We start from the raw sequence: 21,959 nt of genomic DNA on the forward strand, positions 1-21,959 counted from the left end.
CCCCTGTCAGTGCCCAGCGTCGTCCAGCCGCGCCACCTCCTCGTCGGTCAGCGAGAGGTGGGTCGCGGCGACGTTCGACTCGAGGTGTTCGAGACTCGAGGTGCCCGGAATCGGCAGGGTGACCTCGGAGTGGGCGAGCAGCCAGGCGAGGGCGACCTGTCGGGTGGTGGCGTCGTGAGCCTCGGCGACCGCCTCGAGTTCGGGGACGGTGGCGAGGTCGTCGGCGTCGATGGGGGCCCAGGGGATGAAGCCGATGTCGTACGCCTCGCAGGCGGCGAGGACGTCGGCACTCGAGCGGTCGGCCACGTTGTAGCGGTTCTGGACGGTGGCGACGTCGACGATCTCGCGGGCGGTCTCGAGCTGGTCGACGCTGACGTTGCTGAGACCGACCTCGCGGACCAGGCCGTCGTCTACGAGGGTGGCGAACACCTCGAGTGAGTCTTCGAGCGGGGTGTCGGGGTCGGGGCGGTGGAGCTGGTAGAGGTCGATGGTGTCGACCCGGAGGCGGTCGAGCGAGCAGCGCACCTGGTTCTCGATGTACTCGGGTGCGCCGTGAGCCAGCCAGTCGCCCTCGAGATTCCTGAGCAGACCCACTTTCGTCGCGACGAGGACGTCCTCGCGGTCGCCGAGCGCCTCGCCGACGAGGCGTTCGTCGACGCCGGGACCGTAGGAGTCGGCGGTGTCGACGAAGTCGACACCCAGTTCGACCGCCCGCCGGAGGACCTCGCGGGCGTGTTCCTCGTCGTCGGGCGCGCCGATGATCCCCTCCCCGCAGAGGCGCATCGCGCCGAAGCCGAGCCGGTGAACAGTGTGCTCGCCGATGTCGAACGTGTCGCTCCGGTTCGCTGGCTGGTCGCTCATACCCAGATTCACCACCGAGCGTGTGAAAACGGTTGGTCACCCGGCAACCGAGCGGCGAGAGACCGACAGTTGGGACGGATTCTAGAGAGAGTCTCGCCGGATGTTGGAAAACACTCACCCCGGCAGCCGTCAGTCGACGAACCATGAAACAGACGAGCCGATCGGATCGGGAGCGAACGGCAGGTGTCGACGACGGCCGACCCGCCCGGAGGGGCGGTCGGGAACCGGAGGGAGGATCACGGAGCCGGCGACGGCTCTTGCTCGCCCTCGGCGGGGTCTCGACGATCGCCGTGGCTGGCTGTCTCGGCAACGGTGGGGGCGAAGCGGACGGAGACGAAGATGCGGGCAGCGAGGGAGGGAACGAGGATGGGGGCGGTGAGGGAGCCGACGGCGAGACGCTCGAGAGCCACCCGGTCGGCGTCGACCTCGCCGAGAAACCACGGCTCGGACCCGATCCGTTCGACGCACCGGCGACGCTGGTGGTCCTCGACGATCCCTCCTGTCCGCGCTGTGCGGCCTACCACCAGGGGACGGTCGCCGAGTTGCGCGAGAGCCACGTCGCGGCGGGCGAGTTGAGTATCGTCTACCGGCCGTACCCGGTCGTCTACGACTGGGGCGAACGCGCCGCCCACGCGCTCGAGGCGACCGTCGAGCGCGACCCGGAAGCGTTCTGGCCACTGCTCGGCTACTACTTCGACGAGCAAAGCTCGTTCACGAGCGACACCGTCCTCGAGCGGACGGCGTCCTGGCTGACGGCCGAGACCGACCTCGATGCGGCGGGAATCGTCGCGGACGCCCGCGAGGAGACCTTCGCCGACCGCATCGAGACGACGCTCGAGGCGGGCAGTGCGGCCGGGGCGGGTGGGGTGACGCCGGTGTCGTACACCTTCGTCGACGGGGTCTTCCAGTCGCCGATCAACGGCAGCGCGAGCACGACTGCGATCGAGACGGCACTCCAGCTCTGATGGGGAGTCGTCTACCGACTGGCTGGCGGGACGTGCAGGTCGCAGCGCGAGCGGTTCGGCTGGTGCTCACCCGGCCCGCCTACGCGACCGCTGCCGTCGTCGCCGCCTGGGCGTCGCTGACCGTGTTCGTCCTCTCCGGGAACATCGCGATGGTTCGCAACCTGGTGGTGAGCGGGCCGCTGTCGCCGGGGGACCGGCTGGTGCTCGTCCGCGAGCAGTACCCGTTTCTGGGGACGAACTACGGGACGCTCGAGGGTGTTGCCGTGCTCGCGGTGGCGGCGCTCGCCGGGGCGAACCTGGCGCTCGTGGCGTACCACCTCCGCGAACACGAACTGTCGGCGTCCGAAGGCGGCGGGAGCCTCGTCGGCGTGGTGCTGGGGGTGGTCGGGGCGGGGTGTGCCGCCTGCGGATCGGCGCTGCTCGTCGGGGTGGCGTCGCTGCTCGGGGTGAGCGGTCTCCTCCTCCGGTTTCCGTTCGGCGGGCTCGAACTCTCGGCGCTGGCGGTCCTCGCACTGGTGGTCTCGACGTACTGGATCGCCCACGGACTGCGCGGGGGCGAGGTCGGCGGCTGTCCGGTCGACGTCGGCGGGCGGCGGTGAGTCAGTCGGCCGAGAGCGTACAGCGCCCCTCGTAGGCGACGTCGTGGATCGACTCGATGGTCGGCTCCTCGCCACAGAGCGGACAGTCGGGGTTCTGACGCACCTCGACGGTGTCGAATCGCATGTCCATCGCGTCGTAGACGAGCAGGCGGCCGGTGAGTGGCTCGCCGGTCTCGAGGACGAGTTTGACGGCTTCGGTCGCCTGGATACAGCCGACGGTGCCGGGGAGGACGCCCAGCACGCCGGTGGTCGCGCAGTCGGGGACGGTACCTGGTTCGGGCGCTTCGGGGAAGAGACACCGGTAGCAGGGACCGTCGCCGTCGTTCTCGAAGGTTGTGAGCTGGCCCTCGAAGCGGTAGATCGCGCCGTGGACGAGGGGGATGCCCTCGAGCGCGCAGTAGTCGTTGAGCAGGTAACGGGTGGCGAAGTTGTCGCTGGCGTCGACGACGAGGTCGTAGTCCGGGAGCGTGGCGATGGTGTCGGCGCTGAGGCGCAACTCGTGGGGTTCGACCGTGACGTCGGGGTTGAGTCGGTCGACGAACTCACGGGCGCTCTCGACTTTCGGACGGCCGACGTCGCCGTCGGCGTGGATGACCTGACGCTGGAGGTTCGAGCGGTCGACGACGTCGTCGTCGACGATGCCGAGGCGGCCGACGCCCGCCGCGGCGAGATACTGAACAACGGGTGAGCCGAGACCGCCAGCGCCGACGACGAGGACGCTCCCCGCGAGCAGTCGCGCCTGGCCCTCGGGACCCACCTCGTCCATGATGACGTGTCTCGAGTAGCGCTCGAGTTGCGTCGCAGAGAGGCGAAGATCGGTCATGGGCGTCCCTTGGGGGGTGTGTGAGAAAAAGCCGTGGGTCGGGATACGGTGGCAGTCGCCGGTACGGACCGGTGTGACATCGATTGTCAGTACCCGACATTTTATTACACTGGTGTGCTATACCATACCTATGGCATCCTCACCCAACGGTGCCGGCGACGACCTTTTCGATCAGTTCCTGACGGCTCGCGGCCACAGCGTCGAGTCCGTCGGCTGGGAGCGAGATCACAACAAGAAACAGTGTCCGGAGTGTGGCGGCCTGCACGACACCGCCGCGACCACGTGTACCGTCTGTGGGTGGGACCCTCGAGGGTAGCGGCCACGCCCTCGCGGACGCCAGTACCGAAAATACCGCCGCCGTACGGGTAATTTCACCGTAATTACCGATAGAATTATTAGCCGTTATTTCCCAACGGCCGGTAGAGAGCCAATGCCCGAATGTCAGAACTGTGGGTCTTTCGTCACCGATGCGTACGCTCGCGTCTTCACCCCGCGCGGCGTCGACAATCCCCGGGTCTGTCCGTCGTGTACGGACAAGATTAGAGACGGCGCGGAGGTCAGAACCGCCCGCTCACCACGGACCAACTAGCCCCGGACCGGCGTCGGTTCGGGTCGGAGTTTTGAACGGATTCGCGAGGAATGAAACCCACGTGACTTATGAGTATTGCGTTCCTGAAAGTGGACAATGGCTACCACGGAAACGGAGGTTACGCGGTTGTTCGGCGGGCCGGGGAGCGGGAAGACGACGGCGCTGCTCGACCAGGTCGAAGACATTCTCGACCAGGACGGCGTCTCGTTTCGCGACATCCTGGTCGTCTCGTACACGCGCGCCGCCGCACAGGAGGTACGCGAGCGACTCGCCGAACGGCTCGACGAGAGTCCTCGCGCCCTCCAGGGCAACGTCTGTACGATGCACGCGAAAGCCTACGACCTGCTCGACCTCTCTCGCGGCGACGTCATCGGTGAGAAGGACAAAGAGACCTTCTGTGACGAGTACGGACTCGAGTACGAAGACGAGTACAGCGGTGCGGGTCGGCGCACCGCCCGTTCGACGACCATCGGCAACAAGATCATCGCGACGAGCCAGTGGCTCCAGCGCACCCGTCGCGAGGTCGCCGACTGGTACGACGTCCCCTTCCAGTGGGACATCGAGGAGGTCCGTCTCCCACCCGAGATCGACCCCAACGCCCAGGAGGGCAACAAGTACACCCCGACCTGGCCGAGCAGCGACGACCGCATCGACGTCCCCGAAGCGATCCGCGCCTGGCGCACTTACAAGGGAGAACAGGGCAAGATCGGTTTCGCGGACATGCTCGAGCGGGTGAGACAGCGCTCGCTCGTCCCCAACGTCGACTACCTGGTGATCGACGAGTTCCAGGACATCACGACCTTACAGTACGACGTCTACCAGGAGTGGAAACCGCACGTCGAGCAGGTCCTCATCGCCGGTGACGACGACCAGGTCGTCTACTCCTGGCAGGGGGCCGACCCCGCACTCCTGCTGGACGAGGAGGTCGACGACGACATTATCCTGCCGAACTCCTACCGCCTGCCCTCGAACGTGCTCAACGCGGTGAACAAGGAGATCCGCCACATCGAGAAGCGCCAGGACAAAGACCTCAACCCGCGCAAGGAGGGCGGACTCGTCGAGGCCTACCAGAACCCCTCGATGCTCGACCTGGTCCGGATGGTCCGCCGGACGCTCGTCGAGGACGACGGCACCATCATGATCCTCTTCCGGGCGCGTTACCAGATGTTCCAGTTCATCGACGAGTTCATCACCGAAGGGGTTCCCTTCACCGCACTCACCGACCAGCGGATGTGGACCGACCGGCTTACCCAGTACGTCCGCGCCGTCGAGGCCATCGATGCCGGCGAGAACGTCGACGGCCTGCAGGCGCGCCGACTGGCCGACATGCTGATGGAGTCCGCCTTCGGCACCAACGAGCGCGACGAACTCTTCGAGTACATCGACGACCTGAAAGAGGAGGAAGGCGTCGACGACCTCACCGACCTCTCGATTTCCCCCGACGTCATCACCGACCACGCCCCCTTCATGCCCGGACCCGCCTCCGCCTCGGACATGGTCCGGAAGGTGACCAACTTCCAGAAGAAGTCCATCCGCGCCTACTTCGCCATCGGCACCTACCAGCACATGGAGACCGACCGGGTCCGCGTCGGCACCATCCACTCGGCGAAAGGTCGCGAGGCCGACCACGTCTTCGTCGCCACCGACCTCACCGAGAAGGTCGTCGAACAGATGGTCGCGACGCTCGAGGACCGTGTGGCGGCCGAAGCGGTCGAGACCGACGACGGCGAGCGCCCACCGTACAGCCCACCGGAGGACTCGCCGGGCGTGACGACCCCCGAGGGTGAGGAGTTCACCAAGAGCACCTCCCCAGTACCGATGCTGACGGACAACGAACGGCGCGTCTTCTACGTCGGCATGTCCCGCGCCCGCGAACGCCTCGTCCTCCTCGAGAACCTCGTCGACGGCGCACCCACGCTCACTATCGACGTCCTGCTCAACAACCGACCGACCGACACCGACATCGAGGAGTTGGTCCTCGAAGCACAGGAACCGGTCGCAGCAGAGAGCACGGGGGTCGAAGCCGAAGCACCGTGAGCGTCCGCGAGCACCTGCAGGCGGCCGTCACCGAGGCGCTCACCGACCGCGATGCCGACGCGTTCGTCCACGTCGGTCCCACGACAGCGCCGGAGACACGCTACTGCCTGCAGGCGAGTGGAAGCCACGAGCGGGCGAACGGCGAGCCACACCACACCCGTGCGATGGCGTTCACCCCGGACATCCTCCTCCAGTGTGGTCCCACGGCCGACGGCCGCCACCCCGCCGAGACCCTCGCAGACCGCCTCGAGACCTGCCTGGCTGCGACCGGCACCGACGGCCCGTACACCGTTCTCACGCCGCGAACGATCCCCCACGACGCCGTCTGCTACCTCGAGGAGACCGGCGTCTCGGTGACCGCGAGCGACGTACTCGAGCGCGCACGAGCGGTGAAGACGCCCGCCGAGCGCGCACGGATCGCCCACGCTCACGGGGCTGCAACCACTGGTCTCGAGCGCGGCGCAGCGCTACTCGCGGCTGCACGCGTCGACGCGGACGGCCTGCTGCGAGGCGGGCGCGACGGGGGGCCGCTGACGGCGACCGACCTCCGACTCGCCGTCGACGAGGCGGTCGTCCGCGCCGGGACCTACCCGTTCGCGAACACGCAGGTGGCCGTCGACGGCACGCTGCTCCCGGGCGAGACCGACCTCCCCGGCGGGACACCGATCGAGATCAGCGTGACGCCGCGCGAACCCGGCGGCTACTACGGATCACTCACCCGCACAGTCGTCGTCGACGGCGACGGCGGCTGGGAGCGCCGGGCGGCCGTCGCGGCCGAGGCCGCCTTCTCCTCGGTTCGGGCCTACCTCTCGAGCGACGGGCCGACGGTTCCGGGTGCCGAAGGCGACCTCGAGGCCGAAATCCGGGCGTTCGGCTTCGAGGAGGGAATCGAGACCGAGGTGACGGGCATCGGTCTCGAGCCACGGGAGACGCCGCCGACGGAGGACGTCACCGGGAGCGTCCTGCGCGTCGCGGCATCGGTGGCCGGTCCCGGCGGCGGCCGCGTCGGTCTCGCCGATCTCGTCGTCTGTAACGCCAACGGTGCGCGCAGGCTCGAGGGACCGCCGCTGTCGCTCGAGCCGGAGGCGTTGGCCGGCGGGACGACGGACGACGGTTAGTCGGTTCCCGAATTCTCGGCGTCGCCAGTCTCCGCGGCGTCCTCGTCCCGGTCGCTCGTTACCGCGTCGGCGGCCACACCCGCGAGCAGCCCTTTCGGACTCGCCGCGAGCGTGAGTCGTTGCTGGGCGACGACGAGCACCACAGCGAGGACGAGTAAGATCCCGCCGAAGAGCGTCTCGCCGCCGACGAACAGTTCGATGCCCGCGATCGCCGCCGGAATCGCGAGCACGAGCGTCGCGGCGAGTTTGACCGTCTCGAACAGCTCCATCGGTGGAAGATTCGTGCGGCGGGAGAAAAACGCGGCGACTCGCCGAGACGGAAACGGCTTTGGCGCGGCCGGGACTCCCCTCGAGTATGTTCACGGGCATCGTCGAGGAGACCGGCGAGATCGTCGCGCGCACACCGACCGAGGACGGACTCAGGCTGCGCATCGCCGCCGGCGAGGTCGCGACCGGTCTCGCACACGGCCAGAGCATCAGCGTCAGCGGGGCGTGTCTCACCGTCGAGCGCTTCGAGGAGGGGACCTGGTTCGAGGTATTTCTCGCCGACGAGACCGTCTCGCGGACCTACCTCGGCGACCTCGAGGAGGGCGCGGTGGTCAACCTCGAGCGGGCGATGGCCGCCGACGGCCGCTTCGACGGCCACGTCGTCCAGGGCCACGTCGACGCCGTCGCGACCGTCCAGGCAGTCGAGTCGGTCGGCGAGGACTGGACGTTTACGTTCGCGCTCCCGGCGGGCTACGACCGTTACGTCGTCGAGAAGGGGTCGATCACGCTCGACGGCATCAGCCTCACCGTGGCCGAACGAGCGGGCGAGGCGGTGACCGTCGCGATCATCCCGACCACCTACGCGGTGACGACGCTCTCGGAGAAAGCGCCGGGCGATCCGGTCCACCTCGAGGTCGACGTGCTCGCGAAGTACGTCGAGCGGCTGCTCGAGGCCGATACGGGACGATAGCGGAGGGAAAGCTGGCGAGCGCTGGGCTGGACCAAACCGAGGTCAGCGCTGGGGCGGGTCGAACTCGGTCGGTTCGGGTGTGCCGGGATCGCCGAGTGAGTCGGCTCTGACCGAGCGGTAGGTGCGTCGGTAGCGGGCGATTTTCCGGTAGAGGTAGTAGCCGACGGCCAGGTCGAAGCAGACGACGTAGCCGACGAACGCCAGGTCGGGTGAGATGGGGTAGACACTCGAGACGAGACTGGGGACGACGCCGACGGTCGCGTTGTAGGTCGCGTGGAAGATGGAGGCGACGAGGAGACCTTTCACGACGAGCGGCCCGGCGTACTCGGGGTTGAACTTCGCGAGACCGAGGTAGTAGCCCGCGATGGCCGAGAAGATGACGTGGCCGGGACCGACGAGTGCCCTGACGGCGGTGATACCGGTCGCGGCGGTGACGAGACCGGTACCCGCGCCGACGTCGGCGAGGTAGCCGGTGATGTAGCTCGCGTTCTCGATGGCGGCGAAGCCGAGACCGGCGACCGCCCCGTAGACGGCCCCGTCGACGACGGCGTCGAAGGAGTCGCTCCGGTAGGCGAGGACGCGGACGGCGAGGAGTTTGACCGCCTCCTCGATGGGACCGACGATCAGGTAGAAAAAGAGCAGCGGGCCGACGACGGCGATCGGCTGGAGGTAGAACGCCCCGACCGCGTTGACCACGGCCGCGAACGTCGCGAACAGAATCGCGAGGACGAACGTCGCGACGAGTAAACTGAGCGGCTCGTTCGTCGTGATGTCGGTGTACCAGATGTAGGCGGCGAGCGCCAGCGCCGGGACGACCGAGAGCGCGAAGAACGCACCGACGAGCGGTTCGTCCACGACGGCGAGTACGGGCGAGGCGATCAGCACGGCAGTGATCGCGACGGTGGCGAGGAGGACGATCACCCGCAGACCGGAGCGCAGCGCCGCGTACAGCAGCGCCGCCAGCCGGTCGACGAGCGACCGTGGCTCCCACGTCGAGACGTCGTAGAGGTCGATCGAGCCGTCTGCGGCGCGCTCGATCGGATCGCGCTGTGGTGACATACGGGCAGTACGCCGCCCCGCTCCGAAAAGATTCGCCAGCGAACTGGACACTCGAGCGGGTCCGCGGCTCACGAGTACCCGCAGACTCGAGCGAGGTCGACACCGCGTCACGACGACTCGGTACGCACAAAGCCCTCCCCGCCCAAGGCGGCGTATGCACTTCGATGGGCGAACCCAGCGGGCGTTGCGCGACGCGGGGCTCGAGATCGACGACCTGCGGGCGGTATCGGCGGCGATCGTCGACGCCGTCGAGGCGGACGCGAGAGCGCTCGAGAGCTTCTTCGACGAACACGAGACCGTCTACTCGGACATGGACATGGCCCACAGCACGGCCGCGTTCCCCGAGCACACCGTCGAGCACCTCGACGTGACGACCCACGGCGCGGAGATGCGCGGCTGGCTCCGCTTCGACACCTGGGGCGTCTTCGTCGAGGACGGCCGCGTACTCGGCGAGGAGTACGTCGAACTGACGCTCGGGCCGACGGTCCACGACCGGGTCCGCTTCGCGACCGACCGCGAGACGCTGCGATGACGAGCGCACGGATCCGCGGCATCTACACGACCGCGCTGACGCGTACGCTCTCGGCGGCGGGTGTCACGGTCGTCCAGCCCTCAGCCACCATCCGCGACCGGTTCGACGCGGTGTTCGAGACCGCCCCCGCCGACGCCCTCGTCGAGACCAGCCGCTGTAGTGGGGGCGTCGAGGTCTCGGGCGACCCGGAGGCGGTCGAACAGGTCGCGAGCATCCTCGAGTCGGTCGCCGTCGACGCCTTCCGGTGGGACGACCCCGTCGCCCGCGGCGCGGTCTTCGACGCGACGGTCGGCGAGGCGAGCGGCGGGAGCGGTGCGGTGGTCGACCTCGGCGGTGGTGAGCGGGGCTACCTCCGCTACGACGACGTCGACGGCTACGTCGAGGAAGGTGAGCGCTACCGCGTCCAGGTGAGCGAGCCAGCGCCGCCCTGGAGCGACGACGACCCGCTCGTGACGCCGACGCTCTCGGTCGAGCGCGGCCTGCTGGCGCTCTCACCCGAGCGAACCGGCGTCTCGGCGGCCGCCCGCGGCGAGCGTGCCCGCGAAGTCGTCGGCATGACCGACCTGCTCTCGCCGACGCCGCCCGACGGCTGGGGGATCCGCTGGCACGAGAGCGCACTCGAGTCGGACCTCCCCACGATGGGCGAGGCGCTCGCGCGGGCGGTCGAGGAGGCCGAAGCGCTCGAGACCGCGACCGACGGTGAGGTCGGCGAGCCCGGGCCGGTCGTCGCGCCGGAGGCGACGGCGTGGGTCTGGTTCGGCCGCGAGGCGCGCGTCGCCCTCGACGAAGCCCGGCGCGAGGTGGCGACGACGATGGCCGGCCACCACCGGATCAAAGCCGCCACCAGAGCGGCGAGCGCGGCCGTCGACTTCGCCGAAGCGGTCTGTGACGAGCCGGCCGCCGACGCCGAGGCGTTCCCCTTCGGGGCCGTCTCGCGCCAGTTCGGTCCCCGCCAGGGTGACCGGCTCTCGCTCGGCCACGGCAAGCCCGACGGCCGACTCATCACGCTCGGAACCGGGACGGTCACCGACTGCGACGCCGACGGGAGCCTCACGCTCGAGCGCGAGATGCGCGGCGGCGGCACCTACGACGCGCTCGACGTGCCGATCGAAGACGGCGACGTGGCGGTGACGAAACTCAGCGAGGGGCGGTGGTGGTACGCGACGACCTACCGCGACGCCGACGGCGAGACGAAAGGCACCTACGTGAACGTCTGTACGCCCGTCGAACTCTTCCCCGACTGTGCGCGCTACGTCGACCTCTACATCGACGTGGTCCGCCACGCCGACGGCACCGTCGACATCGTCGACGCGGACGAACTCGAGACGGCCGCCGAAGCGGGCGTGCTCACGCCGGAACTCGCGGAGAAGGCCCAGACGGTGGCGGCAGCGCTCGAGCGGGCGTTCTCGACGGAGTGAGAAAACGGGCGGTCCTACTGGGAGTCGAGTCGCTCGAGTAAGTCGTCGTCGCCGATCTGTGCGGCGAAGTCGAGCGGCGAGCGCCCGGCGTCGTTCTCCGCGGTCGGGTCGGCCCCGGCCTCGAGAAGCAGGTCGACGAGGTCGTACGCGCCGCGGGCGTTGAAGACGGCCGTCCACAGCGGCCCGTTGCCGTGCTCGTCGGCGATGGCGGTGTCGCCACCGTAGGCGAGCAGCAGCGCCGTGACCTCGGTCTCGCCGTGGGCGGCCGCGTAGTGCAGCGCCGTCTGGCCGCTCTCGTCGGCGAGGTCCGGGTCGACACCGCGCTCGAGGAGCGCCTCGGCGACCGCCACCTGGCCGTTGGCCGCGGCGAGGTGGAGCAGCGAGCAGTCGACTTCGTCTCTGACGGCGAGTTCGTCGTCGTCGGCCGCGGCGAAGACCTCGGCGTCACCGTCCGCTGCAGCCTGGAACAGGTCGTCGGCAGGTGGTGCCATCAGCTCTTGTCCTCGTACTTGTGGCTGCGGTTGGCACTCGGCGACTCAGGCTGGTAATTATTGGGGTTGTGATACCACTGGAGGAACTGCTCTTTGGTTATCTGCCCCTTCATGTACGCTTCGTGTTTCCGCCAGTACTCCTCACCCGGCTTGTGCCCCATGTCCCACTGACCGTCCCGATCCTTCGATCGGTCCCACTCGAGTTTCTCACCGGTGTTCGGGTCGTAGACGTTGCCGTCGGGTTGTTTCGCATTCTCCCACACTTGCTTGGGTTGATGCTTCAGGTAGCTCGGGCGGTGCTTCGCGTACGGCTTGTGCCGAGCGCGCTCTTTCGTCTGTTTGCGTGTCCGCCGTGCGGGACCGCCGTAGGACGAGTCCGCACCGGCTTTCGTACGCTGGACCGAGGTCCGGCCGGCCACGCCGTCGCCGGTGTCGACGAAGCGCTCGAGCGTCCCCGGATGGCTCATCTCGGCGACGCTCAGGCCCGCTTCGGTCATCCGCTGGATCGGCTCGACGCCGACTGACGCCTTGATCCGCTCGAGCATCTCGAGTTCGCGTGCGTCGAGGGAGCCGAGACCGGGGACCTCGCGGCCGCCGTCGCGGGCGGACTCGTTCGACTGGCGACGGGTCGCCCTCGAACGGCGGTCGTGGCCCGCTCGTTCCTCGCGGTCGTAGCTCACGGCTCGCTCACCTCACTACAGGCTATCGGTACTGGTGTCCTCATACCGGAGTGGTTCGAACACCGCCGTAATAATCGTTGCCACCGTGAACTTCACTCGAGCCGATCGGTCACGTACTCAACAGAGGTGCGCGAGTCCCGCTGCCTCGAGGTCGGTTCCGTCGACCGACGAGCGAAGCGAGTCCATCCCGTCGTCGCGGTCGATACCGAAGTCCGTCGCGTACAGCTCGGCGACGCGCTCGCGTTCAGACTCGTCGAGCGGCGGGACCTCGCTCGCGCCCGCCCACTCGTCGATGTCGGCGGCCGTCCGGAACGTCGGCGTGACCGACGCGACGGGGTCGTGACTGAGCAGCCAGGCGATGGCCGCCTGGCCCATCGTCCGCTCGCCGTCGCGCTCTAAGAAACGCAGCGTCTCGAGTTTCTCCCAGCCGGTCTCGTACCAGGCGTCGGGGCGGAAACCGCGGTGGTCGCCCGCCTCGAGTTCGGTCTCGGGCGTGACCTGCTCGTTCAGAATGCCAGAGGAGTGGGGTACTCGAGGGACGAGACTCGTCTGCGAGCCGGTTCGCTCGATGGTCTCGAGGAAGTGGCTGCCGACGTCCTGCTCTAAGACGTTCCAGACGAGCTGGAGGGAGTCGAACTCGGACTCGATGGCGAAGTCGCCCTCGGCGAGCCAGCCGATCGAGGGACCGAGCGCGAGACCGCGCGCGCGGATCAGCCCCTCGTCTTCGAGGTCGTCGAGCAGGCCGAGGACGTCCGCGTCGATCTCTGCGACGTCGGCGTTGTGCAGCTGGAGGACGTCGATCCGGTCGACGCCGAGGCGCTCGAGACTCGACTCGACGGCGTCGCGGAGGTAGGTGACGTCCATCTCCTTGGGCAGCTCGCCGTGGCCCGCCTGCGGGTTGTTGTAGAAGTCGTAGCCGACCTTGGTAGCGATCGTCACCTCGTCGCGCCGGTCGGCGACGGCCGTCCCGATGAGTTCCTCGCTCCGGCCGTAGCCGTAGACGTCGCCCGTGTCGAAGTAGGTGATCCCTCGCTCGAGGGCGTGGTCGATCATCTCGAGGGCGTCCTCCTCGGAGCGGTCGCCCCACCAGTCGGTGCCGACGACCCACGCGCCGAAGCCGACCTCACTGACCTCGACGCCGGAGTCGCCGAGTTCGCGGTAGTGCATACAGCGGCGTTGGGAGCGGAGGCACTTAGCGGGTGCGAAAGCTCCCGCCGTCTGGGAACGGCTGGGCGGGCCCGACGGCCGAGAACGGTGGAGCGGCGGCCGAGGGGCGAGACCTCGTCCACCTCGGTGTCGGTTCGACACGAGTGGGCGGGCGTCCCGGATCGTTTCTCGCGGGAGAATGACAACGATAGAAGAGAGTAACGGCCAATATGCAAACATTCGTGTTATTCCAGTCGAGAACGGCTGAAACCGAGGTGTTTTGGGAGGGCGCTTATCCAGATGGCAGCGAAAGGTGGGCCATGAGCCAAGACGGGGCGACCGAATCCGAGCGATCCCAGAACGCGGTTCTCAGAAGCGTCGCCAACCGGCGTCGGCGCCAGCTCGTCTCGATCCTGCGGGCTGCAGAGACGCCACTGACGGTTTCGACACTCGCAGCACACCTGGCCGCGTTGAACTCGGAGACGACCCCCGACGCCGTGAGCGACGAGCAACGCCGCGTCGCTCACACGAGCCTCTACCACGCGGACCTGCCGATACTCGCCGACGCCGGGATCCTCGAGCGCGAGGACGAGCGCGTCTCGGTCGTCGACCACCCGCTGTTCGACCAGCTCGTCTCCCGCAAACCCGCGGACATCTCGAGTGCAGGGTGGGACGCGACGCTCACTGCGCTCGCCGACGAGCGCCGCCGGACGGTGCTCGCGGTATTCGCCGACGCATCGGTCCCCCTCACGCCCGCGGCGCTCGCCCGTCGGGTCGCCACACGCGAACTCGAGGACGAGCCGACCGACGAGGAGACGAGACGGGTGCAGACGGCGCTCCACCACGTCCACCTCCCGGCGCTCGTCGAGGCAGACCTCCTCGAGTACGAGGGCGAACGCGTCACCGCCAGCGTCCACCCCATCGTCGACGCGTGGCTCACTCGCCAGCGCGAGACCGAGACCGACGCGACGACGCCGACCGCACAGCCACAGTCGTAGCCGCGGACTCGAGGGAAAGCGCGACCGGACCCACCCGAGGCAAGCGCGGCCGCACAACCGAATGCCTATCACGTCCGCGCCAGTACGCACAGGGTATGACCAAGCGGTACGTCTCGCTTCCCGACGAGGCCGAAGCAGGTATGCGCGCGTTCGTAGACGAGGTCGACCAGCGGCTCTCCAGCGACGAAGACACCTGTTCGGTCGTCGAAGACGTCCTCCTCGACCTCTCGGGGGACCGCGAGGCTTACGAGCGGTGGCAGGCGGGCGAACCCGTCTCGGCGGCCGAACGCGTCCGCTTACAGAGCTACGATCCGTGTAACACCACCCTCGAGAGCGAGTACTACGCCGAGAAGGACGAGGCGGCGTTTCGCCGCTCGAAACACCTCCAGTGGCTCTGGCGACAGTTCGACAGCCTCCCGATCGCCGACAACGTCGAGTTCGCCCTCCGATTCCGATCGATGCTCGCAGACCACCTCTTCGCCGACTGCGGCGAGAACTGTCGCTTCTTCAAAGGAATCACGTTCACCTACGGCCACAACATCACGGTCGGCGACAACACCGTCGTCCACGACGAGGTCCACTTAGACGACCGCGGCAAGCTCACCATCGGTGACCGGGTCTCGGTCTCGGACGGCGTCCACGTCTACAGCCACGACCACGACGTCGTCGACCAGACCGAGGTCAGAAACTACCACACGGTCGTCGAAGACGACGTCCGCCTCACCTACGACTCGATGGTCCGTGCGGGCTGTACCGTCGGCGAGAACGCCATCGTCGGCGCGCGCGCCATCGTCCAGAACGACGTGCCGGCCCACCACATCGTCGTCGGCATGCCAGCGAAGAGCGTCAAGATCAAACCCGGCTGGGAGGACGTCGCCGTCTCGCTCGAGGACGCGGGCGTCAACCGCCAGGAGGAACGCCGCCTCGAGTACGAACTCCCGGCTGACCTCGAGCGCTTCGACGAGTTCGGGCGCGACCTGACGCCCCCGGGCGAGCGCTAGCCTCGCCGGGAGAATAGCCAAGTGGATTGGGAGCGTATGACACACTATGGAGCCGTGGGGCTGGCTCGTCGGCTACATCCTGTTGTTCGCCCTCATCCACCTGGTGCTCTACTACGTCTACGTCCACCGCGGCGAGGACGGGCCGGGCGCCCCCTCGTTCGTCGACGGCGAGCACACGGGGACACACTACGCGACGAACCCGGACGCCGCGTTCGGTCCCCACGACAGCGGTGAGACCGATCCGAACGCCGAGTTCGACGTCACCATCGAGGGCGACCCGGTCCACTGCCCGCGCTGTGGGGCGGCGAACGAGAGCGACCCGACCTTCACCTACTGCTGGAACTGCATCAACACCCTCCGGCGCTGACGCCTATAAACGGGGAGTCTGCCAACGGATACGCTTTTACGGGCGAAACACCGACGAACCGGAGAGCAGCGATGTCCGAACAGCACCCGGAGCCGTCCTACCCCGACCCGACGCGCATCCCGCCAGCGTCGGTGTACCGCGCCTGTCACGACCCCAACGGAACGGCGAACCTCAGCACCACCGTCTCACACGCCCTCGCCGACTGCCTCGGCATCGACGTCACCGAGAGCACCGCGTTCCTCCACGACAACGTCGACCCCGACGCACTCGACACCCTCTTCCAGCCGCGCCCGAACGGCACCCCGCGAACGGGCGGTATGCTCTCGTTTTTCGTCCACGACTACTTCGTCACCGTCTACAGCGACGGCGAAATCCTGATCGAGCCGCCGTCGCCCGACACCGGGGCAGACGCTCGAGACTGATCACCCACCGGACGGGTCGGCTCCCTGGAGACCGATCACATGTCGGACGCATCGGCCCGTGAAAGACCCTCCGCGAGCGCCTCGACGTGGTCGACGCCGACGACCGCTACGACATCACCCGACGCACGAGCGCTCGCCAGTCGGTCGATCATACACCGCTCGCGCGTCTCGTCGCGGTACGTCAGCGCCCGCTCGTCGGTGCCCGCTAACAGCGCCTGCACCGCCGCGACGTGTGCCCGCTCGTGGTCGGCCTGGCGTTCGGCGCTGTCCTCGTGAGAACAGCCGTAGCGGATCGGATCGTCGCGCGTCACCGTCATCGAGGTCGCGTGGGTCAGCGTCGCCGCCACCCGACAGGCCAGCGCCTCGCGGGTCGCGCCGCCGAGACTCGAGAGGACCCGGCGGGCGACCGTCGGCGACGCCCGGTCCGCGACGAGACGGGCGCACAGCCGTCTGAGAAACGACCAGTTGGGCGCGTCGATACCGATCACCGACGGCGCGTCGGCGGCCTGCATCGCCGCACTCATCTCCCCGCCGAAACGTGGCGGGACGGTCTCGTCGCGAGCGTAGGAGCGGTAGAGCGGGAGGGCCGCCGTGGGGAGTTCGAGCGCGAGCGTCTCGGTCTCGAGCGGGCCACAGACGAGGCGAACACGGGCGACGCTCGCGGGGTGGTCGTGGACGACGCCGACGAGGAGGACGTCGCCGTCGGTCGGATGCGAGACGAGACGGAGAAACGGATCGGAGAGACGCGGATCGTCGGCCAGCGCGTCGACCGCGTGAGAGAGCGCCATGAATCGAGTCGAGTGGTAATACGTGACTACCGCTATAACCCTTCTGTTCCACCGGATCAACGAGGGGTTGACACCGGCGGAGACGGCCGGTTCGTCGGCCACCGAACCGACCGCCCCTCGAGCCGTCCCCGCCGCCGCCGGTTTCACCCGCCGGGAACGCGTTTCGCGGACGAACGATGGGAGCGTTCAAGAGGACAGCACCGCCCACTTCGAGTACCTGCGGGGCGAGTATAGTAGCCACTGCAAGTCAGTGCACACCTGAATGCCAGACGGGTCGGCGATCAGTGTGTGAATCGTTGCAGTTGTTACTATACCACCGTCTTCACGACCGGCGTCGAGCGCAGGAGCACACCGCTCGACGTCGGACACTCACGACGCGCATGAACAGAACCACACTCTCGGGCGACGACCTGGGGAAGCGGGTCCTGAACGCAGACGGGACCGAAGTCGGCCGCATCGTCCACGTCGAACCCGGGCGCGCCTACGTCGATCCGAACCCCGGACTCCTCGACACGCTCAGGGCGAAACTCGGCTGGGGAACCGTCACCGACACCGCCCACCCGCTCGACGACGGCAGCGTCGCCGAGATCACCGACGACGCGATCCGTCTCCGTGGACGGCTCTGACGGACGACACACACCGGTCTCGAGAACCCTCGAGACCGCCCCCACCACTGCTGCCAGTACATCCCCGCTGTCGCCATCACGCCCCCGCTGTCGCCACAGCCCACCCGTCACGGTAAACGTGAACCGAGCGCGGTGAGCCCCCTCGTCGCACTCGGCCCACGCGACCGGGTCACTCGAGCGGCGGCAACGACCGCACAACACTCGAGTGCGAAGCCCCATCTAGCGGGCCTGACACCCGCAAACACACCATCCTACCACCCAGCCACCACCCCGACCGTTTTGGTCGTCGTCACCGTATCAATTCTCGTGAACGACACTAATGACGGTTGTGGCCCCGATAGCCGCGGGGCATAGCGCTTGTGGCCCCCGACCCGACAGCCCGCTCAGAGCCGACAGCCACACGGCGACACACGGCGGTCACCCGGTCCCCTGACGGTGAGCACCGTCATCGGCCCACCACACCGCGGACAGCGCGCCAGCGAGTCCGACTCGGCGTCGGCGAGCAGGGACGAACTGCGCTCACTCGCATCGCTCGGCGCCTCGTCGCCATCCTCGAGCGACTCACCCGTCACCGAACTCCCTCCCGTGGGGACGTCTCTCTCACACCCGTCGAACGGCCCAGCGCGCCAGCGACCAGCGAGTGAATTGAGCCGAGAGCGCGGCCGCTCGAGGGGGAATTCTCAGACGAACGATACACACGCGCTCGAGGGGGAATTCTCAGACGAACGATACACACGCGCTCGAGGGGGAATTCTCAGACGAACGATACACACGCGCTCGAGCGTTACCACTGCGAAAACGGCAGTCTCGACCGCGATAGCGGGTGTTTGCGAGACGTTTAAGTCTCGCCAGTCTGTTTGTTGTCATGGCGAACTAAGCCTGGTTGGCTTGGAAGCCACGTCTCGGGTGTTGCTGCACCCGGGGCATTTCTCGCGCCCCGTAGAGACGGTGGCGTCCAGTCTGTACGTTGACCTGTTGTGACTTATAGCTACTGGAAACCGAGGCTCGAGAAAGACACCGACGGGGCAGAGAAACTCCGTTCGCAGTTGGTCGCTAGAAATGCACCGACCGGGAGTTGAACCCGGGCTACGAGCGTGGGACGCTCATGTCCTCCCACTATACTTCCGATGGACCTCCGGCCCATCGGCGTTCGCAACTCCTGCGGAGTTGCTCACCACCGGTGCTCTCGTCACGTCGTTCACTCGAGCACCGTAGATCGCAAATCCGTTGGATGTGCTCGCCACCGATGCTCTCGTTCACTCGAGCATCGAAGTTCGCAAACCCGGGGTTTGCTCACCACCGGTGCTCACTACGTTCACACCGAGACTCGCGACCCCCGTGGGTCGCTCACCACCGGTGCTCTCGAGAGAGACACAAACGGGATGGGGAAACACATCAACAGTTAGTCGTTAGAAATGCACCGACCGGGAGTTGAACCCGGGCTATGAGCTTGGGAAGCTCATGTCCTCCCACTAGACCACCGGTGCTCTCGTTCACTTCGTTCACTCGAGCACCGTGGATCGCAACTCCTGCGGAGTTGCTCACCACCGGTGCTCTCGTCGCACGCGACGCCGTCTGAGGGTCGCGTACGGTTACCCATAACTTCCCGTCGACCACACTTGAACGTAGCGCTTCCCTCGAGTGTGCGCCTCGAGAGCACAGAACGTCACGCTTCTCGAGCGGACACTCGACACACGTCCAGCTTTTCGCGCGAAAGCGAGGGTATTTGCCCGTCGGTGGCGTAGCCCGGCGTATGCTCGACCTGCGCTTTTCCGAGGAGGAACTCGAGACCCACCGCGATCACATCACCGGCTTCATCCGCGAGCGAGCGGACGCGGCGGGGGCAGACGGCGCGGTCCTCGGTCTCTCCGGTGGCATCGACAGCACGCTCACCGCATATCTCGCTGTGGAAGCGCTCGGCGCAGACCAGGTCCACGGCCTGGTCCTCCCCGCACGGGTGAGCAGCGACGAACACATGAGCGACGCCGAACGCGTCGCCCGCGACCTCGAGATCTCCTCCGACGTCATCGAAGTCGAACCGGTCGTCGACGCACTGCTCGCGGCCTACCCCGACGCCGAAGGCGACCCCGTGGCAGTCGGGAACGCCCGCGCGCGCACTCGAGCGGTGCTCAACTACCTGGTGGCGAACCACGAGAACCGCCTCGTCGTCGGGACGGGCAACCGCAGCGAGGCGATGGTCGGCTACTTCACGAAGTACGGCGACGGCGCGGTCGACTGCCACCCCATCGGGAACCTCTACAAGGGACAGGTGCGCCAGCTCGCCGGCCACCTCGGCGTCCCCGAGGACCTCGTCTCGAAGACGCCCACGGCGGAACTCTGGGCCGACCAGACAGACGAGGACGAACTCGGCATCGACTACGACACTCTCGACTTCGTACTCGCCCTCTCGGTCGACGGCCCGCTCTCGGTTGCCGCGACCGCTCGAACGCTCTCGGTCGACCCCGAGACGGTGACGATGGTCCACGACCTCGCCGCAGCGAGCGAGCACAAACGACACGTGCCGCCAGCGCCCCCGGCGCTCGAGTGAGCGGAGCGGCACCGGAGCCGAACCCCCGTGGTGCGGTCTCACCCACCGTCGGGTAACTCCAGCACTGCCTCGACGTCCTCGCGGTGGCGCTCGAGCAGCGACGCGAAGGCATCGACCTCGAGTCGCTCCTGCGTCTCGCGGTCGCGTTCGTCGCGCAGGCGCTCTTTGAGCACCCCCAGCGCGTCGGCCGGGTGGGCCGCGATCTCCGCGGCGACCGTCCGTGGATCGGCGTCGATTCTCGAGACCAGTCCCATCCGGAGCGCCGTCTCGGCGTCGACCACCCGCCCCGAGAGCGCGAACTCGAGGGCATCACCCAGCCCGACGACCTGCGGGAGGCGGGCGGTCCCACCCCAGGCACCGAAGAGACCGAACGTGACCCCCGGCTCGCCGAGCGTCGCCTCGGGCGTCGCGACGCGCACGTCACAGGCCAGCGCGAGTTCGACCCCACCGCCGCGGGCCGCCCCGTCGATCCCCGCCACCGTGATCGCCGGAGCCGACTCGAGCGCCCGCGCGACGCGCTGGCCCCGCCGGACGAACGCCGCCACCGCTTCGCCCTCGAGCGACGCCACCGCCGCGAGGTCGGCACCTGCACAGAAGGCGCGGCCCGCGCCACGGAGGTAGATGACGGACTCCTCGGTCTCGCGAACGGCCCGCTCGAGCGCGTCCAGCCCGTCGCTGGTGAGGGCGTTTCGCGCCTCGGGGCGCTCGAGTCGGATCGTCCGCACCCTGCCGTCGGTCGCCGTCTCGATCATGTCCCCCCGTCGACCGGCGTTTCCAAAGGTCTTTGGCTACCCCGCCGTAACCCACCGGTGATGGACAGGGCCGCCAGCTGTCGGCGAGCCGCCCGCGACGTCGTCGCGGACGTCGAGCCGCCTCGCTTGCACGACGTGATCGCGACCACACTCGACGAGGCGTCGATGACACCGGGGGTGCTCACGCTCGAGAGCGCCGCCGCGATCGACGCCACAGCCGACCTCGAGGGGGTCGCCCACCAGGCGGCGGGCGTCCAACTCATCTACGAGGGACTGCGCCTGACCCGGCGGCTGGCCCACGAGGAACCCTGGCTCGAGTCCGACACCGACGACGATCTCGAGGCGGGCAGCCGCGGCGACCTCGAGATTCTCGCCGCCGACATCCTCGTCGCCCGTGGCTTCTACCTCCTCGCGCGCACCGACGCCGCCGAGCGCGCCGTCCGCACCGTCAGGGACTTCGGACGCGACCAGACCCTGCGCGAGACCCCCGACGCCGACAGCCGGGCACTCGACGCCAACCTCGAGCGCGACGTACTCGAACTCGCCGTCCGCACCGGGGCCGCCGCCGTCGGCAAGCACCCCACGCAGACACTGCTCGCGGTCGCTGCCGACGTCGCCGCCGCCTCCGGCACCGAGTTCCCACCCGCCTCGAGCCTCCTCCTGAGCACCCCCACCGGCGAGGAACCCGCCGAGGCGACCGACGGCGGCACCGAACCCACCGACGACGGCCGAGTGACCTCCGCGGGCGACCCGTGAGTGAGCGACACACTCGCTCGAGCGAATCGAAACCCATAAAGACGCCTCCGGTCAATTTCCACCTGCCTGCCTGGGTAGCTTAGCGGTAAAGCGCGTCCTTGGTAAGGACGAGAGCCCGGGTTCAAATCCCGGCCTAGGCTTTTTGCGACGAACAGACGTGAGGAGCGAAAGCTGGATCCGGGATTTGAATCACGCGAGTCGCACGCTCACGAGCGAGAGCGAGTGAGACCGTCTCGCACTCAGGTTCGAATCCCGGCCGAGGTTTTTTGCGAGAGGGTGGTCGTATCTCGAACTCGTCTGGAGTCGTAACTGGCTCCTGTGGAAACAGGGTTACCGCTGGTATCCAGCCCGAAGTGGCCCGTGCACGCCACAATCGATGCGGGGACCACAGGTAGTCTCGAGCCGGTCAAAACGTTATTCTCAGA

At 67.9% G+C, this 21,959-nt stretch carries 26 protein-coding genes and 2 tRNA genes; 17 read left to right on the forward strand and 11 right to left on the reverse strand.

Features of this window, described 5'->3' with window-relative positions; all coding sequences use genetic code 11:
* Positions 1-6 precede the first annotated feature (6 nt).
* Complete coding sequence (locus tag N0B15_RS17140; RefSeq protein WP_263020931.1) at positions 7-861, reverse strand: aldo/keto reductase; 855 nt, start codon at positions 859-861, stop codon at positions 7-9.
* A 143-nt stretch (positions 862-1,004) separates the two neighbouring features.
* Between N0B15_RS17140 and N0B15_RS17145 the strand changes: the two genes are divergently transcribed.
* A complete protein-coding gene (locus N0B15_RS17145) occupies positions 1,005-1,826 on the forward strand; it encodes a DsbA family protein (protein ID WP_263020932.1) in 822 nt (273 codons plus the stop codon).
* Entirely contained in the window at positions 1,826-2,425 is a 600-nt protein-coding gene (locus tag N0B15_RS17150; RefSeq protein ID WP_263020933.1) for a hypothetical protein, read from the forward strand. Before N0B15_RS17145 ends, N0B15_RS17150 begins: the two co-directional genes overlap by 1 nt.
* Before the next feature lies 1 nt (position 2,426).
* Here N0B15_RS17150 and ubaA read toward each other — a convergent pair whose 3' ends face one another.
* Positions 2,427-3,248, reverse strand: coding sequence for an SAMP-activating enzyme E1 (gene ubaA / locus N0B15_RS17155; protein WP_263020934.1), 822 nt, complete (start codon positions 3,246-3,248; stop codon positions 2,427-2,429).
* Between the two features lie 130 nt (positions 3,249-3,378).
* On the opposite strand from ubaA, the gene N0B15_RS17160 reads away from it, so the two are divergent.
* From N0B15_RS17160 to N0B15_RS17175, 4 genes are all read left to right on the forward strand, one after another.
* Positions 3,379-3,564: an HVO_0416 family zinc finger protein gene (locus tag N0B15_RS17160; RefSeq protein WP_263020935.1), complete on the forward strand. Its 186-nt coding sequence runs from the start codon at positions 3,379-3,381 to the stop codon at positions 3,562-3,564.
* 114 nt (positions 3,565-3,678) lie between these two features.
* Positions 3,679-3,837, forward strand: a complete 159-nt coding sequence (locus N0B15_RS17165; protein ID WP_263020936.1) for a DUF7563 family protein — start codon at positions 3,679-3,681, stop codon at positions 3,835-3,837.
* A gap of 96 nt (positions 3,838-3,933) precedes the next feature.
* Positions 3,934-5,874: a UvrD-helicase domain-containing protein gene (locus tag N0B15_RS17170; protein ID WP_263020937.1), complete on the forward strand. Its 1,941-nt coding sequence runs from the start codon at positions 3,934-3,936 to the stop codon at positions 5,872-5,874.
* Complete coding sequence (locus tag N0B15_RS17175) at positions 5,871-6,992, forward strand: peptidase M24 (protein WP_263020938.1); 1,122 nt, start codon at positions 5,871-5,873, stop codon at positions 6,990-6,992. The genes N0B15_RS17170 and N0B15_RS17175 overlap by 4 nt, the downstream gene beginning before the upstream one ends.
* Here the strand turns inward: N0B15_RS17175 and N0B15_RS17180 are convergent.
* Positions 6,989-7,261 (reverse strand): DUF7533 family protein, encoded by a 273-nt coding sequence (locus tag N0B15_RS17180; RefSeq protein WP_263020939.1) that lies wholly within the window; start codon positions 7,259-7,261, stop codon positions 6,989-6,991. The two genes, N0B15_RS17175 and N0B15_RS17180, sit on opposite strands and share 4 nt — an antisense overlap.
* An 86-nt stretch (positions 7,262-7,347) precedes the next feature.
* On the opposite strand from N0B15_RS17180, the gene N0B15_RS17185 reads away from it, so the two are divergent.
* Entirely contained in the window at positions 7,348-7,950 is a 603-nt protein-coding gene (locus N0B15_RS17185) for a riboflavin synthase (RefSeq protein WP_263020940.1), read from the forward strand.
* A gap of 42 nt (positions 7,951-7,992) precedes the next feature.
* On the opposite strand, the gene N0B15_RS17190 is transcribed toward N0B15_RS17185, so the two are convergent.
* Positions 7,993-9,009, reverse strand: a complete 1,017-nt coding sequence (locus tag N0B15_RS17190) for a PrsW family intramembrane metalloprotease (protein ID WP_263020941.1) — start codon at positions 9,007-9,009, stop codon at positions 7,993-7,995.
* A gap of 154 nt (positions 9,010-9,163) precedes the next feature.
* Here N0B15_RS17190 and N0B15_RS17195 point away from each other — a divergent pair, with 154 nt between their 5' ends.
* The gene (locus N0B15_RS17195) at positions 9,164-9,541 is read left to right on the forward strand and encodes a DUF7532 family protein (RefSeq protein ID WP_263020942.1); all 378 of its coding nucleotides are present in this window, start codon (positions 9,164-9,166) and stop codon (positions 9,539-9,541) included.
* A complete protein-coding gene (locus N0B15_RS17200) occupies positions 9,538-10,959 on the forward strand; it encodes a ribonuclease FAU-1 family protein (RefSeq protein WP_263020943.1) in 1,422 nt (473 codons plus the stop codon). Before N0B15_RS17195 ends, N0B15_RS17200 begins: the two co-directional genes overlap by 4 nt.
* A 14-nt stretch (positions 10,960-10,973) precedes the next feature.
* On the opposite strand, the gene N0B15_RS17205 is transcribed toward N0B15_RS17200, so the two are convergent.
* The 3 genes from N0B15_RS17205 to N0B15_RS17215 form a co-directional block, all read right to left on the reverse strand.
* Entirely contained in the window at positions 10,974-11,450 is a 477-nt protein-coding gene (locus N0B15_RS17205; protein ID WP_263020944.1) for an ankyrin repeat domain-containing protein, read from the reverse strand.
* Positions 11,450-12,130, reverse strand: a complete 681-nt coding sequence (locus tag N0B15_RS17210) for an HNH/ENDO VII family nuclease (protein ID WP_263020945.1) — start codon at positions 12,128-12,130, stop codon at positions 11,450-11,452. The genes N0B15_RS17205 and N0B15_RS17210 overlap by 1 nt, the downstream gene beginning before the upstream one ends.
* Before the next feature lie 117 nt (positions 12,131-12,247).
* On the reverse strand, positions 12,248-13,297 hold the full coding sequence (locus N0B15_RS17215) for an aldo/keto reductase (protein ID WP_263020946.1): 1,050 nt from the start codon (positions 13,295-13,297) through the stop codon (positions 12,248-12,250).
* A 299-nt stretch (positions 13,298-13,596) separates the two neighbouring features.
* Between N0B15_RS17215 and N0B15_RS17220 the strand changes: the two genes are divergently transcribed.
* The 4 genes from N0B15_RS17220 to N0B15_RS17235 all read left to right on the forward strand — a co-directional run bounded on the left by N0B15_RS17220 (position 13,597) and on the right by N0B15_RS17235 (position 16,064).
* A complete protein-coding gene (locus N0B15_RS17220) occupies positions 13,597-14,274 on the forward strand; it encodes a DUF7344 domain-containing protein (RefSeq protein WP_263020947.1) in 678 nt (225 codons plus the stop codon).
* 95 nt (positions 14,275-14,369) lie between these two features.
* Entirely contained in the window at positions 14,370-15,275 is a 906-nt protein-coding gene (locus N0B15_RS17225; protein WP_263020948.1) for an acyltransferase, read from the forward strand.
* A gap of 46 nt (positions 15,276-15,321) precedes the next feature.
* Positions 15,322-15,642 (forward strand): DUF7577 domain-containing protein, encoded by a 321-nt coding sequence (locus tag N0B15_RS17230; protein ID WP_263020949.1) that lies wholly within the window; start codon positions 15,322-15,324, stop codon positions 15,640-15,642.
* A 71-nt stretch (positions 15,643-15,713) separates the two neighbouring features.
* Complete coding sequence (locus N0B15_RS17235; protein WP_263020950.1) at positions 15,714-16,064, forward strand: HalOD1 output domain-containing protein; 351 nt, start codon at positions 15,714-15,716, stop codon at positions 16,062-16,064.
* 35 nt (positions 16,065-16,099) lie between these two features.
* Here the strand turns inward: N0B15_RS17235 and N0B15_RS17240 are convergent, their stop codons facing one another.
* Positions 16,100-16,852, reverse strand: a complete 753-nt coding sequence (locus tag N0B15_RS17240; RefSeq protein WP_263020951.1) for a hypothetical protein — start codon at positions 16,850-16,852, stop codon at positions 16,100-16,102.
* Between the two features lie 380 nt (positions 16,853-17,232).
* Between N0B15_RS17240 and N0B15_RS17245 the strand changes: the two genes are divergently transcribed.
* A complete protein-coding gene (locus N0B15_RS17245; RefSeq protein ID WP_263020952.1) occupies positions 17,233-17,478 on the forward strand; it encodes a PRC-barrel domain containing protein in 246 nt (81 codons plus the stop codon).
* A gap of 383 nt (positions 17,479-17,861) precedes the next feature.
* On the opposite strand, the gene N0B15_RS17250 is transcribed toward N0B15_RS17245, so the two are convergent.
* Both N0B15_RS17250 and N0B15_RS17255 read right to left on the reverse strand, forming a co-directional pair.
* The gene (locus N0B15_RS17250) at positions 17,862-18,050 is read right to left on the reverse strand and encodes a hypothetical protein (protein WP_263020953.1); all 189 of its coding nucleotides are present in this window, start codon (positions 18,048-18,050) and stop codon (positions 17,862-17,864) included.
* An 844-nt stretch (positions 18,051-18,894) separates the two neighbouring features.
* A tRNA-Gly gene (locus N0B15_RS17255) sits at positions 18,895-18,965 on the reverse strand.
* 266 nt (positions 18,966-19,231) lie between these two features.
* On the opposite strand from N0B15_RS17255, the gene N0B15_RS17260 reads away from it, so the two are divergent.
* The gene (locus N0B15_RS17260) at positions 19,232-20,026 is read left to right on the forward strand and encodes an NAD+ synthase (protein WP_263020954.1); all 795 of its coding nucleotides are present in this window, start codon (positions 19,232-19,234) and stop codon (positions 20,024-20,026) included.
* Positions 20,027-20,064: 38 nt separating this feature from the next.
* Here N0B15_RS17260 and N0B15_RS17265 read toward each other — a convergent pair whose 3' ends face one another.
* Complete coding sequence (locus N0B15_RS17265) at positions 20,065-20,778, reverse strand: enoyl-CoA hydratase/isomerase family protein (RefSeq protein ID WP_263020955.1); 714 nt, start codon at positions 20,776-20,778, stop codon at positions 20,065-20,067.
* 60 nt (positions 20,779-20,838) lie between these two features.
* Between N0B15_RS17265 and N0B15_RS17270 the strand changes: the two genes are divergently transcribed.
* Together N0B15_RS17270 and N0B15_RS17275 are read left to right on the forward strand one after the other, a co-directional pair.
* Positions 20,839-21,534 carry a DUF7114 family protein gene (locus tag N0B15_RS17270; protein WP_263020956.1) on the forward strand — a complete coding sequence of 232 codons (696 nt, stop codon included), beginning with the start codon at positions 20,839-20,841 and terminating at the stop codon, positions 21,532-21,534.
* 68 nt (positions 21,535-21,602) lie between these two features.
* Positions 21,603-21,674: transfer RNA gene (locus tag N0B15_RS17275), tRNA-Thr, on the forward strand.
* Positions 21,675-21,959 lie beyond the last annotated feature (285 nt).

Source organism: Natronobiforma cellulositropha, assembly GCF_025629245.1.
GTDB classification, from domain to species: Archaea; Halobacteriota; Halobacteria; order Halobacteriales; family Natrialbaceae; genus Natronobiforma; species Natronobiforma cellulositropha.

What these genes read in the sequence shown, in the direction of transcription:
- N0B15_RS17140 (WP_263020931.1), bottom strand. Translation starts at nt 861, where the DNA reads ATGAGCGACCAGCCAGCGAACCGGAGCGACACGTTCGACATCGGCGAG.
- N0B15_RS17145 (WP_263020932.1), top strand. Translation starts at nt 1,005, where the DNA reads ATGAAACAGACGAGCCGATCGGATCGGGAGCGAACGGCAGGTGTCGAC.
- N0B15_RS17150 (WP_263020933.1), top strand. Translation starts at nt 1,826, where the DNA reads ATGGGGAGTCGTCTACCGACTGGCTGGCGGGACGTGCAGGTCGCAGCG.
- ubaA (WP_263020934.1), bottom strand. Translation starts at nt 3,248, where the DNA reads ATGACCGATCTTCGCCTCTCTGCGACGCAACTCGAGCGCTACTCGAGA.
- N0B15_RS17160 (WP_263020935.1), top strand. Translation starts at nt 3,379, where the DNA reads ATGGCATCCTCACCCAACGGTGCCGGCGACGACCTTTTCGATCAGTTC.
- N0B15_RS17165 (WP_263020936.1), top strand. Translation starts at nt 3,679, where the DNA reads ATGCCCGAATGTCAGAACTGTGGGTCTTTCGTCACCGATGCGTACGCT.
- N0B15_RS17170 (WP_263020937.1), top strand. Translation starts at nt 3,934, where the DNA reads ATGGCTACCACGGAAACGGAGGTTACGCGGTTGTTCGGCGGGCCGGGG.
- N0B15_RS17180 (WP_263020939.1), bottom strand. Translation starts at nt 7,261, where the DNA reads ATGGAGCTGTTCGAGACGGTCAAACTCGCCGCGACGCTCGTGCTCGCG.
- N0B15_RS17185 (WP_263020940.1), top strand. Translation starts at nt 7,348, where the DNA reads ATGTTCACGGGCATCGTCGAGGAGACCGGCGAGATCGTCGCGCGCACA.
- N0B15_RS17190 (WP_263020941.1), bottom strand. Translation starts at nt 9,009, where the DNA reads ATGTCACCACAGCGCGATCCGATCGAGCGCGCCGCAGACGGCTCGATC.
- N0B15_RS17195 (WP_263020942.1), top strand. Translation starts at nt 9,164, where the DNA reads ATGCACTTCGATGGGCGAACCCAGCGGGCGTTGCGCGACGCGGGGCTC.
- N0B15_RS17200 (WP_263020943.1), top strand. Translation starts at nt 9,538, where the DNA reads ATGACGAGCGCACGGATCCGCGGCATCTACACGACCGCGCTGACGCGT.
- N0B15_RS17205 (WP_263020944.1), bottom strand. Translation starts at nt 11,450, where the DNA reads ATGGCACCACCTGCCGACGACCTGTTCCAGGCTGCAGCGGACGGTGAC.
- N0B15_RS17215 (WP_263020946.1), bottom strand. Translation starts at nt 13,297, where the DNA reads ATGCACTACCGCGAACTCGGCGACTCCGGCGTCGAGGTCAGTGAGGTC.
- N0B15_RS17220 (WP_263020947.1), top strand. Translation starts at nt 13,597, where the DNA reads ATGAGCCAAGACGGGGCGACCGAATCCGAGCGATCCCAGAACGCGGTT.
- N0B15_RS17225 (WP_263020948.1), top strand. Translation starts at nt 14,370, where the DNA reads ATGACCAAGCGGTACGTCTCGCTTCCCGACGAGGCCGAAGCAGGTATG.
- N0B15_RS17230 (WP_263020949.1), top strand. Translation starts at nt 15,322, where the DNA reads ATGGAGCCGTGGGGCTGGCTCGTCGGCTACATCCTGTTGTTCGCCCTC.
- N0B15_RS17235 (WP_263020950.1), top strand. Translation starts at nt 15,714, where the DNA reads ATGTCCGAACAGCACCCGGAGCCGTCCTACCCCGACCCGACGCGCATC.
- N0B15_RS17240 (WP_263020951.1), bottom strand. Translation starts at nt 16,852, where the DNA reads ATGGCGCTCTCTCACGCGGTCGACGCGCTGGCCGACGATCCGCGTCTC.
- N0B15_RS17245 (WP_263020952.1), top strand. Translation starts at nt 17,233, where the DNA reads ATGAACAGAACCACACTCTCGGGCGACGACCTGGGGAAGCGGGTCCTG.
- N0B15_RS17260 (WP_263020954.1), top strand. Translation starts at nt 19,232, where the DNA reads ATGCTCGACCTGCGCTTTTCCGAGGAGGAACTCGAGACCCACCGCGAT.
- N0B15_RS17265 (WP_263020955.1), bottom strand. Translation starts at nt 20,778, where the DNA reads ATGATCGAGACGGCGACCGACGGCAGGGTGCGGACGATCCGACTCGAG.
- N0B15_RS17270 (WP_263020956.1), top strand. Translation starts at nt 20,839, where the DNA reads ATGGACAGGGCCGCCAGCTGTCGGCGAGCCGCCCGCGACGTCGTCGCG.